The sequence below is a fragment of the Mycolicibacterium fallax genome, assembly GCF_010726955.1.
Classification (GTDB): Bacteria; Actinomycetota; Actinomycetes; order Mycobacteriales; family Mycobacteriaceae; genus Mycobacterium; species Mycobacterium fallax.
This window is the reverse complement of record NZ_AP022603.1, coordinates 3,182,568-3,197,552: the sequence shown is the minus strand read 5'-3', so window position 1 is coordinate 3,197,552 and position 14,985 is coordinate 3,182,568. Positions and strand designations below refer to the sequence as shown.

Below are 14,985 nucleotides of genomic sequence, written 5' to 3'. Positions count from 1 at the left end.
GTCGCCGACGTCGAGATCGGCGACGAGGTGACGGTCTCGGTACGCCTACGACGGCGGGTGATGTGTTGTCCGCATTGCGATTTCCGTACCCGGCGCTGCTACGACACGCGGGGGGTGGATTCGAGGTGGCGACACCTGGATCTGGGTGGGCGGGTCTGCGTACTGACGCTGCGCCGACGCCGGTTACGGTGCCCTCCCATGGTGTCCTCGCCGAGTCGGTGCCCTTCGCCCGGCCGGGGTCAGGGTTCACCCGCGACTTCGAGGACCTCGCGGTCTGGCTGGTCTCCAAGTGTGACAAGACGACGGTCTCGCGGTTCTGCCGCGTCACGTGGCGCACCGTCGGGGCGATGTGTGCCCGCGTCGTGACCGAGAAACTGGACCCCGACCGACTTCGCGGGCTGGTCGATATCGGCGTCGATGAGATCTCCTGGCGCAAGCACCACAAGTACCTGACGCTGGTCTCTGACCACGACACCGGCACCATCGTCTGGGGTGCCCCGGGCAAGACCGCGGCCACCCTCGATGGGTTCTTCACCGCCGCCCTGCCCGAGGGCGGGCGGCCTCGATCGAGGCCGTCTCGATGGACCTCGGGCCGGCGTACGCGAAATCGGTTCGCGCCCATGCCCCGCAGGCAATGATCTGCTTCGACCCGTTCCACGTCGTCAAGCTCGCCAACGACGCCCTCGACGACGTCCGCCGCCAGGTATGGCAGTCCGCGCGCAAGCTCTCGAACAAACAGATCGCCCGAACCTACAAAGGGCCCGCTGGGCGTTGCTGAAGAACCCCGACTCCCTGACCGCGACGCAGAAGGCCACCCTCGCCCAGCTCAAACGTGAAGGCGGAGCATTGGTTCGCGCCTACGAACTCAAGGAATCGCTGCGCGCGGTGTTCGCCGGCGACCTCGACACCGACACCGTCACCCACATGCTCGCCAAGTGGTGCTCCTGGGCGCAGCGCTGCCGGATACCGCAATTCATCAAGGTCGGCACAACCATCAAGAAACACCTCGACGGCATCCACGCCGCCGTCGAACACGGCCTGGCCAACGGCCGCCACGAAGGCCTGAACAACAAAGTCCGATTGATCATCCGCAGGGCCTACGGCTTCCACACCGCCGAACACGCCCTCGCCATGATCATGCTCGCCTGCGGACCCGTCACCCTCGAGCTCCCGTACCACACAACACTGCGACCACATTCACGGCAGTAGAGCCGGTTTTCAAGTCCTCGGACGCTGACGAGCGGTTCCCCGCGGCGACGCATGCGTTCACAGCATTTGGCACCGATTGTTTCTGGGAGCCAAGGGTGAAACGGTGGCAAGGAGCACCTCCGGCGTGCCAATCCCAAAAGGCCGAAGAGGGCCACATTCTTGCCGAGGACTTGACGTACGAATGCAACCCCGTGTTGCGGCCTTGGGATCCGATCTCGTCAATCGCTCGAACCGAATGCGGCCGACGAGGTGGCGAACCCAACATTTACGGAGCTGGCCACGCCGGTCGGGTTGCGCCGCCGGACGCAACGCGTTCGCTCACCAACTGGTCCTCGCGACATTCTGCCGGGTAACGTACTGCGAGTGAACGAGCCCTCACATCGGGAGGGCGGGTGCCGATCAGGACGGGGATTGATGAGCGAGGAAGCGATCACCTACGAGGTCGTCGACGGGGTGGCCTGGTTGACGATCAATCGCCCCGAGGCACGGAACGCGCTCAACGGGGCGGTCCGGCAGGGACTGTTCCACAGCGTTCACCGCTTCAACGCCGACGACTCCGCCAAGGTTCTGGTGCTGACCGGGGCAGGCGATAAGGCGTTCTGCGCCGGAGGGGACCTTAAAGAGATGGCGGAGACGGCGCTCACGGTTCCGCCGCCAGACTTCGCGCCGCAATTCGGGCGCAACATCCAGGTCGCCAAGCCGACCATCGCCGCGGTGAACGGCGTCGCCTTCGCCGGCGGATTCCTACTGGCCCAGCAGTGCGACCTCGTCATCGCAGCCGAGCACGCCAGGTTCGCGGTCAGCGAGGTCAAGGTAGGCCGCGGCTCGCCATGGGCTGTCCCGCTGTCGTGGCTGCTGCCGCCGCGGATTGCGCTGCAGATTTTGATGACCGGCGACCCGATCACTGCCGAGCGCGCCCGCGAGGTAGGCATGGTGAACGAGGTCGTGCCCGCAGCGGAGCTGCGGGTACGAGTTCAGGAGATCGCCCTGCGGATCGCTTCCAACGCACCGCTGTCCGTACTCGCGGCAAAAAAGACCGTATACCTCTCCGCAGCGCACCACCTGACGGAGGCCTACGCCCACGCCGACCAGATATGGGAGCCGGTGTACCTCAGCGCCGACGCGCTAGAGGGTCCCGCCGCGTTCCGCGAGAAGCGCACACCGGTTTGGAAGGGACGTTAGACGTGGCCGTGCCGATGGAGTCCTTGATCACCGACATCGGGGCGGAAACGGCCGAGCTGTGGTCACTGATCGCCGAGCTGCCCGAGGGGCAAGCCGGGTGGGACGCGCCCACCCCCGCGGCAGGCTGGGCGGTCCGCGATCAGATCAGCCATCTTGCGTTCTTCGACGACGCCGCGGTGCGCTCAGCCACCGACCCCGAAGGGTTCACGGCCGAGGTGCTGCCCATGCTCGCCGACGGCCGGATCTCCCCGGACACCATCGCCGAGCGCTACCGGCCGATGCCGACAGCGGAGCTGCTGTCCTGGTTCGACGGCGCGCGCCGCGCCCTCGTCGCTGCCTTCGCAGCGATCGACCCCTCGATGCGGGTGCCGTGGTTCGGCCTCCCTATGAGCGCGGCTTCCTCGCTGACCGCGCGGATCATGGAGACCTGGGCGCACGGTCAGGACATCGCCGACGCGCTGGGAGTGACCCGTGTGCCCTCGGCCCGGTTGCGCCACGTCGCCCACATCGGCGTGGGAGCGCGGGCGTTCAGCTACATGGCCAACGGCCTGGAGGTGCCCGAGGAACCCGTCCGTGTCGAGCTCACCGCACCGGGGGGCACGCTGTGGACCTGGGGCCCCGACGGCGTGCCCAACCGGGTCACCGGCACTGCGCACGACTTCTGCCTGCTCGTCACCCAGCGCAGGCATCGCGACGACACCGCACTGCACGTCACCGGTCCGCTCGCCGACCAGTGGCTCTCCATCGCGCAGGCCTTCGCCGGACCTCCCGGTGGCGGGCGCACCGCAGGACAGTTCGACGGAGGTGTGTCGTGAGGGACCCGGTACGCATCGGAAATTGCTCGGGCTTCTACGGCGACCGGATCGCCGCGGCGCGGGAGATGGTCGAGGGCGGGACGGGCGAGCAGAGCATCGACGTGCTGTGCGGGGACTACCTCGCTGAACTGACGATGCTCATCCTGGCGAAGGCCCAGGCGAAGGATCCGGCGGGCGGTTACGCGCGCACGTTCCTGACCCAGATGGAGCAGGTGTTGGGCACCTGTTCCGACCGCGGTATCAAGATCGTGGCCAACGCCGGTGGGCTCAACCCGGCCGGGCTGGCCGTCAGATTGCGCGAGCTTGCGGACCGGCTCGGTATCACCGTCCGGATCGCCCACATCGAAGGTGACGACTTGCGCGGGAACCTCTCCGCGATCACCCCTGCGGTCGGTGAGGTCAAGCCGGTCTCGGCCAACGCCTACCTCGGGGGTTGGGGTATCGCCGAAGCGCTGGGTGCGGGCGCCGACGTCGTCGTCACCGGACGGGTGACAGACGCCTCGCTGGTCGTCGGCCCGGCCGCCTGGTGGCACGGGTGGGAGCGCACCGACTGGGACCGGCTCGCCGGTGCCGTCGTGGCCGGCCACGTCATCGAATGCGGACCACAGGCCACGGGCGGCAACTACGCCTTCCTCGACGAGATCACCGACCGTCGCTACCCGGGCTTCCCGATCGCGGAGGTGGCGGCCGACGGCTCGTCGGTGATCACCAAGCACGCCGACACCGGGGGGCTGGTGTCGGTCGGTACGGTCACCGCCCAGCTGCTCTACGAGATCGCCGAGCCGGCCTATCTGGGGCCCGACGTGGTGACTCACTTCGACACGATCTCGCTGGCCCAGCAGGCCGAGCACCGGGTGGCGATCACGGGTGTCACCGGCAGCCCGCCACCGGAGACGCTCAAGGTGGCGCTGAACGAGGTCGGGGGCTACCGGAACACCATGACGATGGTGCTCACCGGCTTGGACCTGGAGGCGAAAGCCGCGTTCGCGCAGCAGCAGCTGTTCGACATCCTCGGCGGCCGGGGATCCTTCGCCGAGGTCGACGTCCGGTTTCTGCGTTTCGACACACCGGACGCCCCCACCAACGACCAGGCGTGCGCGCACTTGCGGATCACGGTCAAGGACACCGACCCGCGCAAGGTCGGCCGGGCGTTCTCGAGCGCAATCATGGAGATCGCTCTGGCCGGGTATGCCGGCTTCCACACCACCACGCCACCCACGTCGGAGTCAGTGTTCGGCGTGTATCGCCCAGCGACCGTGCCCCGGTCGAGCGTGACGCAGGTCGTGGTGCTGCCCAACGGTGAGCGCCGGAGGATCGCCGATCCGCCGACCGGTAGCGTGCCGGCCGCGAAGGTCCGGGGCAGCGCGGCAGCCGCGCCGCCGACCGAGCCGACATGCCGCGCGCCGCTGGGCGCGGTTCTGGGCGCGCGGTCCGGCGACAAGGGCGGCAACGCCAATATTGGTCTCTGGGCCCGCGACGACGCCGGCTATGCCTGGGTGCGCGAGCACTTAACCGTCGAGCGACTGCGCGGGCTGCTCGGCCCGGAGGCTGCGCAGCTGCGCATAGAGCGATTCGAGCTGCCCAACCTGCGTGCGCTCAACGTTGTGGTGCACGGGCTGCTGGGGGAAGGCGTGGCATCCTCGACCCGGCCGGATGCCCAGGCGAAGGGCTTGTGCGAGTACCTGCGCTCCCGCATCGTGGACATACCGCAATCCCTTGTCGGCGCGACCTGACAAATCCCGAATTTGGAGTAGCCGGGCCACTCTGTCGACGTATCGCCAATCAAGTCGCCGTCCTCTGCCTGCTGCTTGACGTAGCCCCTTTGCCAAAGCCGTGTTGCCGAACGATGTGATGACGATCGGATGACGCCAACAGCGTCCGGCAGACGGAGAGATGGCTTTGTCCAGTTCCTTGCCGAACTGGACATCCAAAGAGGGCGCAGCGATCTGCCCACGCGGTTGCCGATCTTGGCCAATGAGCGGGCACATCCACGAATGGGGATCACACGCGCAGGCGCCAGCCACCTGCCACTGGGCGTCTACATTTCAACTCAACCTGGGATTGTGAGCAGGTGTTAACGTTCGTAGTGTAGCTCCCGGCGCTGCAGTGCTGCGCGAGCCCTGGTTGCGAGCGAAGGAAGGTAGTAGTGAACAAGGTGGTCGTTGCCGGACGTACCCGGGTCGGCGGCGAACGTCGGGAACGGATTCTCGCCTCTGCCACCGAGTTGATTGCCGAGCGGGGCTACCACGCTGTCTCCATGGCCGACATCGGCGTTGCATCAGGGGTTGTCGGGCCGGCCATCTATCGCCATTTCAACAGTAAGAGCGATCTACTGGCGGCCCTCTTCGAGCGAGTGGTGGACAAACTCCTTAAGCGTGCGACGGCGATCGTCGAGCAGTCCCGCGACGAGGCGGAGGCGCTGACCCTGCTGGTGTCAGACCAAGTCGCCTTGGTAATGGATCAACGCGAGCTGGCAATGGTGTATTACCGCGAAGTGCACAATCTGTCGGATCAGCACCAGAGCCGGTTGCGCCGAAAGCAGCGACTCTATCTAGAAGAGTGGGTACACCTCGTCGGAGAATTGCGGCCCGCGGTCGATGAGATTGAACTTCGGGCGATGGTTCATGGAGCGATCGGAGCCATTCAATCGATCTTGCACTACCGCGGCACTGGCCTGGCTCCCGAACAGACCTCTGCGCTGCTCGTTGCGATGGGTCACGCCGTGCTCGGCGTCCCCGCGTCGAGTCACCAGGTGCGCGGCGTGAACACTGAACCATCCTGTCCGCGTCCCGGTACGCCGCAGCACTAAGCCTCGATCCGTGGATCGACCCGGTTGAGGTGTCTGGGGATTGATTTTTGGCTCTACTGCCGTGAATGTGGTCGCAGTGTTGTGTGGTACGGGAGCTCGAGGGTGACGGGTCCGCAGGCGAGCATGATCATGGCGAGGGCGTGTTCGGCGGTGTGGAAGCCGTAGGCCCTGCGGATGATCAATCGGACTTTGTTGTTCAGGCCTTCGTGGCGGCCGTTGGCCAGGCCGTGTTCGACGGCGGCGTGGATGCCGTCGAGGTGTTTCTTGATGGTTGTGCCGACCTTGATGAATTGCGGTATCCGGCAGCGCTGCGCCCAGGAGCACCACTTGGCGAGCATGTGGGTGACGGTGTCGGTGTCGAGGTCGCCGGCGAACACCGCGCGCAGCGATTCCTTGAGTTCGTAGGCGCGAACCAATGCTCCGCCTTCACGTTTGAGCTGGGCGAGGGTGGCCTTCTGCGTCGCGGTCAGGGAGTCGGGGTTCTTCAGCAACGCCCAGCGGGCCCCTTTGTAGGTTCGGGCGATCTGTTTGTTCGAGAGCTTGCGCGCGGACTGCCATACCTGGCGGCGGACGTCGTCGAGGGCGTCGTTGGCGAGCTTGACGACGTGGAACGGGTCGAAGCAGATCATTGCCTGCGGGGCATGGGCGCGAACCGATTTCGCGTACGCCGGCCCGAGGTCCATCGAGACGGCCTCGATCGAGGCCGCCCCGCCCTCGGGCAGGGCGGCGGTGAAGAACCCATCGAGGGTGGCCGCGGTCTTGCCCGGGGCACCCCAGACGATGGTGCCGGTGTCGTGGTCAGAGACCAGCGTCAGGTACTTGTGGTGCTTGCGCCAGGAGATCTCATCGACGCCGATATCGACCAGCCCGCGAAGTCGGTCGGGGTCCAGTTTCTCGGTCACGACGCGGGCACACATCGCCCCGACGGTGCGCCACGTGACGCGGCAGAACCGCGAGACCGTCGTCTTGTCACACTTGGAGACCAGCCAGACCGCGAGGTCCTCGAAGTCGCGGGTGAACCCTGACCCCGGCCGGGCGAAGGGCACCGACTCGGCGAGGACACCATGGGAGGGGCACCGTAACCGGCGTCGGCGCAGCGTCAGTACGCAGACCCGCCCACCCAGATCCAGGTGTCGCCACCTCGAATCCACCCCCCGCGTGTCGTAGCAGCGCCGGGTACGGAAATCGCAATGCGGACAACACATCACCCGCCGTCGTAGGCGTACCGAGACCGTCACCTCGTCGCCGATCTCGACGTCGGCGACCGTGGTATCCGGCAGGTTCAGGACACGATTGAGTAGGGTGGACGCGCGCACGGGCAAGCTCCTTGAGTCGGGGTGTAGGAGCTTTCGAATCTAGGGGCTGCCCGTGCGCCCAGACCCCTACGCCACGCGAGACATAACACACTCCACCGGAACCACATTCATGGCAGTAGAGCCTGATTTTTGCGGTGCTGTGGGTGGTGGGCAGCGTGTAGCTGCTGGTCTGTCCAGCTTTTCCTGTGTGCTCCGGTCGGGCCTTTCGGCGGGTGGTCAGGTGGGGATTGCCGCTGGTGGGCTGTATCCGATGGTGTTGCGCCACAGGGTGGTCCACGTTGATGCCCAAGGCCAGTGGCTGGGTAGGTGCAGTGTCGGCCGCCGTTGGGGTCGGGCAAGTCGGGCCGGAATGTTGACGATGCGGCGGCGCAGTGTGGATCCTCGCGCGACGGCGTTCGTCGCGCCGGCCAGGACACCGGCCGCGCGCAACAGATTGTGGGCGATCGCGGCGCACAGGATCCAAGCCGAGTTGGCCCCGAACCGCCCCGAAGGCATGTGCGCCAGGGGTCCGTCGATGAGGTCGGCGAACACGGTTTCGATGATGGCGTGGCGGCGGTGGGTGATGTCGGCGGCATCGATCGGTTCGTCGGTGTCGGTGAAGAACGGGTGGTACCGCCACACCGGGAACAGGGCGTCTGGGTAGCGGGCGTCTTTGACGCGGCGCACGATCAACCGTGCAGTGACCGGGTGATCGGTGGAACTGAAAGCGGTGTAGGTGGTTTCGGCGACTTCGGCGTCGGAGATCCATCCGCCGGTGTCGGGTCGCGCACTGCGCCGGGGTAGTTGACCGGAATCCAGGCGTTGTTATCGATGGAGTCGATGGCCGCGGCCACGGCGGTTGACTTGGTCAGCACCAGCGAGAATCGGGCTCCGGCGCGGCGGCAGGCAGTCGCCACGGTGCTGTTGCCGTACGCCGAGTCGCCGCGCACCAGAATCTGCCCGGTAACACCAGCGGCACGTGCGGTCGCCACGGCCTGAGCGATCATCTGGGCTGCGCCCTTACCGGAGTTGGTCTTGCCTGCCCGCAACCGCGCACCGGCGATCACCGGCGCACCGCTGTCGGTGCTGATCGTGGCAACCAACGGCGACAGGCCCTTGCGCAGGATCTGCTTCCCGGCGATCTTGGTGTGCCCATACGAGGCCCCTTGTTTGGCGTGACCAAAGACCGGGCGCAGTAGCGAGTCGATGTCGACGAAGGCCCGCACGTCGGCGCCGGGGATCAGATCGACGCGCGAGCACAGCGCGGCCAGGTGCTCGCGCAGCACTGATTCGAGTTGGCGGGTGTGCCCGAAGGTGAACTCCCGCAACAGGGTTCCGATCGTCGATGATGCGTACACGCCGTCGAAGAGGGTCTTCATCCCGCCCGAGCGCACGATATCGAGGTCATCGATGCTGTCCGCGCCGGCACACATGCCGGCGATCAGGGTGGTCAGCTTCGGGGACGGATTGGCCGCACCAGATTTGATCCGCTCGCAGGTGAAACGAACCTTCTGCTCCAACAGCACCGAAAGGCGGCTCTGTTGAGCCAAGGTCATCACCGGCACCAGCCCGGCGCACGACACGAGATGCTCATCATCGAAGACCGCCGACGACGTGGTGAACCTGTGGGACGGGACTGCCCCCAGTTTGGTTGACTCCTGACCTGTGAGGATTCGTCCTTGCTGGAAGGATCAACCCGTGCCGAAAGCATTTCCCGCTGAGTTCCGCGCTGACGTGATCGCTGTCGCCCGCAAGGGCGAGGTGCCGCTGCGGCAGATCGCGAAGGACTTCGGTGTTTCCGAGGCCTGCCTGCATCGTTGGCTCAAGATCGCTGACCGCGAGGACGGTGTCGGCCGGGCCGCGACATCGGTGGCGGCCGGCGGGGACGTAGCCGCGCAGCTACGTGAAGCGCACAAACGGATCAAGCTTCTCGAACAGGAAGCCGAAGTGATGCGCCGCGCGGTGGGCTACCTGTCCCAGGGCGTCAACCCAAAATGATGTACCCGCTGGTCCTCGACCTTGCCGACGACGGTGTTCCCGTCACGGTGACCTGCCGGGTTCTAGGGTTCTCCACCCAAGCTTTCTACAAGTGGCGCAAAGCGCCTTTGACGCAGCGGGATTGGGATGATGCGCACCTGATCAATGCCGCCCGCGACATCCACGCCGACGACCCCGCATTCGGGTACCGATTCATCGCCGACGAACTGCCCGGCCGTGGGATCACTGCCGGCGAGAACCGCGTCGCCCGACTGTGCTCGCAAGAGCGCATCTGGTCGGTCTTCGCGAAGAAGCGAGGACTGAACCGCCGGTCCGGACCGCCGGTCCACGACGATCTCGTCGACCGGAAGTTCAACGCCGAGGCCGCCAACCAGATATGGCTGACCGACATCACCGAGCACCACACCGATGAAGGCAAGCTCTACCTCTGCGCCATCAAGGACCTCTACTCCAACCGGATCGTGGGCTACTCGATCGACTCGCGCATGAAATCATCGCTGGCGGTGGCCGCCCTAGATCATGCCGTGGCACTGCGCTCACCCGTCGCGACGATTGTCCATTCCCTGCATGTCAAGGTGAGTTGAGTCCAGTGGTTCATAGCAACCCGCCTGCAGGGCGAGATACGGATCAACCCGAAGATGACGATTTCCAGCCTGGCTTCCGCCGGGGAGAATGCGCACATGGATTCAACACGTCCACGTGCTGGTGGCCCGCAGCGGCGGCGCTCGTTTAGCCCGGCCGACAAGCTCGCGCACCTGGCCGCCTACGAACAGGCCTGCGAGACCAATGATGGCGGTGGTTACCTGCGCCGTGAGGGCCTGTACTCCTCGCTGATCAGCGAATGGCGCAAACAGCGCGATGCCGGCGTCCTGGACGGCAAGCCGGCCGGGGCGAAGGTCGGGCGACTCACTGCCGAGCAGGTTGAGATCGCCCGGCTCAAACGCGAACTCGATAAGACGAACAAGCGGCTGACGACCACCGAGGCGGCCTTGGAGATCATGGGAAAAGCACACGCGCTCTTGGAGAGTCTCTCCGAGAGCGCGGAGCCGGACAACAAGCCGACGAAGCGCTGATGGACGCCTGGAATGAGCTACGCACCCACGGGGTCAGCACCCGGGTTGCGGCGGTGTTGACCGGCATGCACCGCTCGACGGCGTTGCGGCGGGCCAAGCCGGCTCCGGCGCCGCGCGATCCGGTGGCGCGGGTGCCGGTCAACAAGCTCACGACCGCTGAATGCGCGCGGGTCCTCGACGAGCTCAACAGCGCCCGGTTCGTCGACACCACCCCGATGCAGGTGTGGGCCACGCTGCTCGACGAGGACACCTACCTGTGCTCGATCTCGACGATGTATCGCATTCTGGGCGCCCACAAGCAGGTCAAAGAGCGACGTCGGCTGGCTCGCCACCGCAAGGCGGTCTGCCCGGAGTTGGTGGCGACTGCACCGCGGCAGGTGTACTCATGGGACATCACCAAACTGGCCGGCCCGGTCAAAGGCGTCTACTACGACGCCTACGTGATGATCGACATCTACTCGCGTTACATCGTCGGCGTGCACGTGCATGCCCGCGAATGCGGGGTGCTGGCCAAGGAGCTGATGGAGCAGATCTTCGGCACCTACGGCATCCCGCACGTCGTGCACGCCGACCGGGGCACCTCGATGACCAGCAACAGCGTCGCCGGCCTGCTCGCGGAGCTGGGAGTGACCCGTTCGCATTCGCGACCCAAGGTCTCCAATGACAATCCCTACAGCGAGTCGTGGTTCAAGACCCTTAAGTACGCGCCGACATTCCCAGATCGCTTTGAATCCATCCACCACGCAAGAGATTTCATGGACTCCTTCGTGGCCTGGTACAACCACGAACACCATCACAGCAGCATCGGTCTACACACCCCCGCAGACGTGTTCTACGGCCTGGCCGCCGTCAAGGACACCCAGCGACGGATCGTGCTCGCCGACGAGAAATTGTCAATACCTGTGGATCGGGTTGTTCAGGCGACCTCCGTTCCGGGTTGTTCGGCGCCGTCGGTGGGCGGCTGTGTTGGGGTGATCTCGGTGGGGCGTTCGAGCAGCTTTCCCTTGTGGAAGACCGCGCCGGCGCGGACCAAAGCGACCAGGTGTGGGGCGTTGACGGCGCGCCAGCGGGCCGCGGCGGCGTCGATGAGCTTGTAGGCCATAGCCAGTCCGGCCGCGCGTGATCCCGGGCCTTTGGTGACCTTGGTGCGCAAACGCACTGTGGCGAAGGTGCTTTCGATCGGATTCGTGGTGCGTAGGTGAATCCAATGTTCGGCCGGGTAGTGGTAGAACTCCAGCAGGGTGTCCAGATCGTCGGTGATCTTGGCGACCGCTTTAGGATACTTGGCCCCGAAGTCGACCTCGAAGGCTTTGACCGCGAGCTGGGCCTTGTCGATATCCTCGGCGTTGTAGATCTCCTTGATCGCCGCCAACGCCGACGGGTGCGCTGATTTCGGCAGCGCGGCAAGAACATTAGCCTGCTTATGAAACCAGCACCGCTGCTCTTTGGTGGCCGGGAACACCTCACGCACCGCGTTCCAGAACCCGAGTGCGCCATCGCCGACCGCGAGCACGGGGCGGTCATGCCGCGTCGCTTGCAGTCGCGCAGCAGATCAGCCCACGACTCGGTCGATTCGCGGTAGCCGTCGGTGATCGCCACCAGTTCTTTGCGGCCGTCAGCGCGCACACCCAGCATCACCAGCAAGCACAGCTTTTCCTGGTCCAGGCGGACCTTGAGGTGGATGCCGTCCACCCACAGGTAGACGTAATCGGTGCCCGACAGGTCCCGGGCGGCGAACGCGCGGGCCTCATCTTGCCACTGACTGGTCAGCCGGGTGATCGTGGTGGCCGACAACCCGGCACCCGAGCCCAGAAACTGCTCCAGGGCCGGCCCGAAATCACTGGTCGACAGCCCGTGCAGATACAAAGCGGCAGCACCTCGCTCATCTGCGGTGACTTGCGCGCCCACGCCGGCAGGATCGCCGAGGAAAACCGTTTCCGCTCACCAGTGTCGGGGTCGACGCGTTTGTCGTTGACTCGTGGAGCTTTCACCTGCACCGCACCGGCTGCGGTCAACACCTCACGTGGCTGGTGGTAGCCGTTGCGCACCACCAGCCGGTGCCCGTTGTCGTCGAGCTGATCGGCGTACTGGGCCACATACGCGGCGACCTCGGCCTGCAACGCCGCGGCCAGCATTTGCCGGGCACCGTCGCGGACGATCTCGTCCAACAACGAGCGCCCAGAGGCCTCGTGGCCGTTGGCGTCCTCGGCGTCGTGAACTACGGTGAGCATGGGCGTACCTTCCCGAACCAGCGCGCCAACGCCGGCTCATGATCGGACCTACTGACTTTCAGATCATCCTCGGGAAGGTGCGCCCACTTTCACGCCCCCATCCCGAGGCTCATCCACAGGTTCTGATCATTGCTCCTCGCCGACGCCCGAGCACGCCACCCGCAGCGGTTCGGTCGCGATCACGCACCCAAGATCATCGACCTACCCGAGGCGGCCGCGATCAACCCACCCAAACCAACCGAACAGGAGGACCAGACGGCAGCCGCATAACACCCGTTGGACTCAAACATCTTGACAAATTCCGATTCGGACAGGGGCAGTCAATTCAGGTCACGAAAGTTCGTCCATGCACTGTTGCGCAACGGATTACATGGCTCCATGGGCCGGGTGGGCGCATGCGGAGACAACGCGGCGATGGAATCATTCTTCGCACTCCTGCAGCGCAACGTGCTCGACCGTAAGCGATGGCCGACGCGGGCTGAACTCCGGCTGGCCATCGTGACCTGGATCGAGCGCACCTACCACCGTCGCCGCCGCCAACGGGCCCTCGGCAGACTCACCCCGATAGAGTTCGAATTGCTCCACACACCTGCCGCACCCGCGGCCTGATGTTCACACCCGCGGAGTCAACCGAAGTCGGGGCAGTCCCCACCGCCATCAACGATGATTGCGTTGGCGCCGCTCACCGACGCCGCGCATCAACGCGAAAGCTTTCAATCCAAGCGACGGCGCAGCATCGCTAGTGCGCGCAACTACGCCACGCCACCTAGGAACTACCCGGAATATCTGGCGACTCTCCAGCAACTCGAGTCCCGCGCGGGCCACGGCCGCAGCATCCATTGGACGCGGTCCGGCGAACAGAAGCGCCGCCCCAGGGTCGGCAACTCGGTCGGTGACCATTTTCGTACTTACCACGTCAGGGCATAGCGCCCGTGCGTGGATTGGCAATCCCGCATGGTCAAGGTCGCCCTGCAGCGATGTGGTGAACGACAATACGGCCGCTTTGGTTGCTGCGTACATCGCTAATCCAGGGATGGGCGCCAGAGCCGAGAGGGACGCGATGTTGAGGATCGCGCCCCCACCCGCGCCCATAGCGACAACTGCCGCGTGTGAGCCGGCAACGACACCTCGTACATTGACATCGAGGATCGACGCAATCTCGGCATCGCTGTGACTCCAGCTGTTACCCGCGAGTAGGATCCCAGCGTTGTTTACCCACACCGCCAGAGGGCCAGCGGCTAAAGCCTGAGCAGCGACTTCCCGATGACCCGACGGATCTCGTACGTCGTGCGTGGCGCTCCAAGCGCCACCGCCGACCTCGGTGGCAGCGCGCTCCGCTGCGTCGCCATCCACATCCGTGAGCAAAACCTTGTGACCGGCAGCGGCGAGTTGTCTCGCGATCTCCAGACCAATCCCTCGACCTGCTCCTGTGACGACGGCTGTTGATGGTTCTAGCATGACCATCCTTTCCGGCAGTTTGCGTAGGTTTGCCGACTACGGTTCGCCGGGGTTTGTTGAGGATCTCCGAGGCCACTTGGAGGACTGCGTCGATTCCGCCGGCGCCCTGTGAGGGCGATGTGCTCGGCTAAGCACTCAAAAGTCTCGTGGAATGACCTAGATATCATCGGCGACACAACGTAATAGGTAGGCCGTCGACAGGGAACAGGCAGGGACGTATTGTCCCACCGAACGCGGTAGCCGTCATCCAGACTCCAGGTGAATTCCCGCAGCATCTCGTGCAGTATTGCCTTCACCTCCAAGGTGCCGAAGTGCATCCCGATGCGCTTGTGCGCGCCTCCTCCGAACGGAAGCCAGGCGAAGCGGTGGGCCTGATCCTCGCGCCGTGGCGGCTCGAGTCGCGTTGGGTCAAACCGGTCCGGCTCGGTCGACACTGTGGGCGCAAAGTGGTTGACCGCAGGCGTGATGGCGACGAGCACTCCGGAGGGGACGTAGTAGCCATCAATTACGGTGTCGGTCACCGTCTTACGCATAACCAACGGTACCGGTGCAACTAGTCTGAGCGACTCCTTGATGACCAAGTCCATCGCCGTAAGCCCCTCCAGGTCCTCAATGTCCGGCAGATCGTCGCCTAGACGGTCAGACTCAGCACGAAGTCGATCCTGCCATTCAGGATTCTTCGCCAAGAAGTACGCCACAGCGGCAGTGGTGATCGTTGACGTGTCATGAGCGGCCATCATCAGAAAGATCATTTGATTTATGATGTCCGCATCAGTGAAGCGTTCGCCGTCCTCGGCGCGCGCCTCACATAGCGCGGCGAGTAAATCACCATTCTGCCCCGAGCGTGCCGCCGGTAAGTTCCGGGCGAAGGCCAACGAGAGGCAATCCCTGATCGCCGATAACTGGCTTCAATCC

General features: G+C 65.1%; 10 protein-coding genes and 7 pseudogenes. 12 read left to right on the top strand and 5 right to left on the bottom strand.

Going from position 1 to position 14,985, the window contains the following annotated elements; translation table 11 throughout:
- Positions 1-60 precede the first annotated feature (60 nt).
- The 8 genes and pseudogenes from G6N10_RS20755 to G6N10_RS15225 all read left to right on the top strand — a co-directional run.
- Positions 61-135: pseudogene (locus G6N10_RS20755) on the top strand (hypothetical protein); the annotation flags it as partial.
- 53 nt (positions 136-188) lie between these two features.
- The gene (locus tag G6N10_RS15250; RefSeq protein ID WP_163742515.1) at positions 189-638 is read left to right on the top strand and encodes a helix-turn-helix domain-containing protein; all 450 of its coding nucleotides are present in this window, start codon (positions 189-191) and stop codon (positions 636-638) included.
- Positions 581-778 (top strand): transposase, encoded by a 198-nt coding sequence (locus G6N10_RS20750; RefSeq protein ID WP_407663986.1) that lies wholly within the window; start codon positions 581-583, stop codon positions 776-778. The genes G6N10_RS15250 and G6N10_RS20750 overlap by 58 nt, the downstream gene beginning before the upstream one ends.
- Complete coding sequence (locus G6N10_RS15245) at positions 706-1,209, top strand: transposase (RefSeq protein WP_163742513.1); 504 nt, start codon at positions 706-708, stop codon at positions 1,207-1,209. Before G6N10_RS20750 ends, G6N10_RS15245 begins: the two co-directional genes overlap by 73 nt.
- Positions 1,210-1,623: 414 nt before the next feature.
- Positions 1,624-2,391, top strand: a complete 768-nt coding sequence (locus G6N10_RS15240) for an enoyl-CoA hydratase/isomerase family protein (protein ID WP_011895438.1) — start codon at positions 1,624-1,626, stop codon at positions 2,389-2,391.
- A 2-nt stretch (positions 2,392-2,393) separates the two neighbouring features.
- Complete coding sequence (locus G6N10_RS15235; protein WP_011895439.1) at positions 2,394-3,206, top strand: TIGR03084 family metal-binding protein; 813 nt, start codon at positions 2,394-2,396, stop codon at positions 3,204-3,206.
- Positions 3,203-4,939 carry an acyclic terpene utilization AtuA family protein gene (locus G6N10_RS15230; protein ID WP_011895440.1) on the top strand — a complete coding sequence of 579 codons (1,737 nt, stop codon included), beginning with the start codon at positions 3,203-3,205 and terminating at the stop codon, positions 4,937-4,939. The genes G6N10_RS15235 and G6N10_RS15230 overlap by 4 nt, the downstream gene beginning before the upstream one ends.
- Before the next feature lie 413 nt (positions 4,940-5,352).
- On the top strand, positions 5,353-6,015 hold the full coding sequence (locus G6N10_RS15225; protein WP_011895441.1) for a TetR/AcrR family transcriptional regulator: 663 nt from the start codon (positions 5,353-5,355) through the stop codon (positions 6,013-6,015).
- A gap of 53 nt (positions 6,016-6,068) precedes the next feature.
- Here the strand turns inward: G6N10_RS15225 and G6N10_RS15220 are convergent, their stop codons facing one another.
- Positions 6,069-7,253 (bottom strand): ISL3 family transposase, encoded by a 1,185-nt coding sequence (locus G6N10_RS15220; RefSeq protein WP_272937775.1) that lies wholly within the window; start codon positions 7,251-7,253, stop codon positions 6,069-6,071.
- A 294-nt stretch (positions 7,254-7,547) separates the two neighbouring features.
- A pseudogene (locus G6N10_RS15215) lies at positions 7,548-8,956 on the bottom strand (IS1380 family transposase).
- 52 nt (positions 8,957-9,008) lie between these two features.
- On the opposite strand from G6N10_RS15215, the pseudogene G6N10_RS15210 reads away from it, so the two are divergent.
- The 3 genes and pseudogenes from G6N10_RS15210 to G6N10_RS20610 form a co-directional block, all read left to right on the top strand.
- Positions 9,009-9,871 (top strand): annotated as a pseudogene (locus tag G6N10_RS15210) (IS3 family transposase); the annotation flags it as partial.
- A gap of 75 nt (positions 9,872-9,946) precedes the next feature.
- Positions 9,947-10,381 carry a hypothetical protein gene (locus G6N10_RS15205; RefSeq protein WP_085100849.1) on the top strand — a complete coding sequence of 145 codons (435 nt, stop codon included), beginning with the start codon at positions 9,947-9,949 and terminating at the stop codon, positions 10,379-10,381.
- Positions 10,381-11,190: pseudogene (locus tag G6N10_RS20610) on the top strand (transposase); the annotation flags it as partial. The gene G6N10_RS15205 and the pseudogene G6N10_RS20610, both read left to right, overlap by 1 nt.
- A 107-nt stretch (positions 11,191-11,297) precedes the next feature.
- On the opposite strand, the pseudogene G6N10_RS15195 reads toward G6N10_RS20610, so the two are convergent.
- A pseudogene (locus G6N10_RS15195) lies at positions 11,298-12,612 on the bottom strand (IS256 family transposase).
- 306 nt (positions 12,613-12,918) lie between these two features.
- On the opposite strand from G6N10_RS15195, the pseudogene G6N10_RS15190 reads away from it, so the two are divergent.
- Positions 12,919-13,221, top strand: a pseudogene (locus G6N10_RS15190) (integrase core domain-containing protein); the annotation flags it as partial.
- Positions 13,222-13,269: 48 nt separating this feature from the next.
- On the opposite strand, the gene G6N10_RS15185 reads toward G6N10_RS15190, so the two are convergent.
- Entirely contained in the window at positions 13,270-14,070 is an 801-nt protein-coding gene (locus G6N10_RS15185) for an SDR family NAD(P)-dependent oxidoreductase (protein WP_109558230.1), read from the bottom strand.
- Positions 14,071-14,233: 163 nt separating this feature from the next.
- Positions 14,234-14,939: pseudogene (locus G6N10_RS15180) on the bottom strand (cytochrome P450); the annotation flags it as partial.
- Between the last annotated feature and the right edge of the window lie 46 nt (positions 14,940-14,985).

What these genes read in the sequence shown, in the direction of transcription:
- G6N10_RS20750 (WP_407663986.1), top strand. Translation starts at nt 581, where the DNA reads ATGGACCTCGGGCCGGCGTACGCGAAATCGGTTCGCGCCCATGCCCCG.
- G6N10_RS15245 (WP_163742513.1), top strand. Translation starts at nt 706, where the DNA reads ATGGCAGTCCGCGCGCAAGCTCTCGAACAAACAGATCGCCCGAACCTA.
- G6N10_RS15240 (WP_011895438.1), top strand. Translation starts at nt 1,624, where the DNA reads ATGAGCGAGGAAGCGATCACCTACGAGGTCGTCGACGGGGTGGCCTGG.
- G6N10_RS15205 (WP_085100849.1), top strand. Translation starts at nt 9,947, where the DNA reads ATGACGATTTCCAGCCTGGCTTCCGCCGGGGAGAATGCGCACATGGAT.
- G6N10_RS15185 (WP_109558230.1), bottom strand. Translation starts at nt 14,070, where the DNA reads ATGCTAGAACCATCAACAGCCGTCGTCACAGGAGCAGGTCGAGGGATT.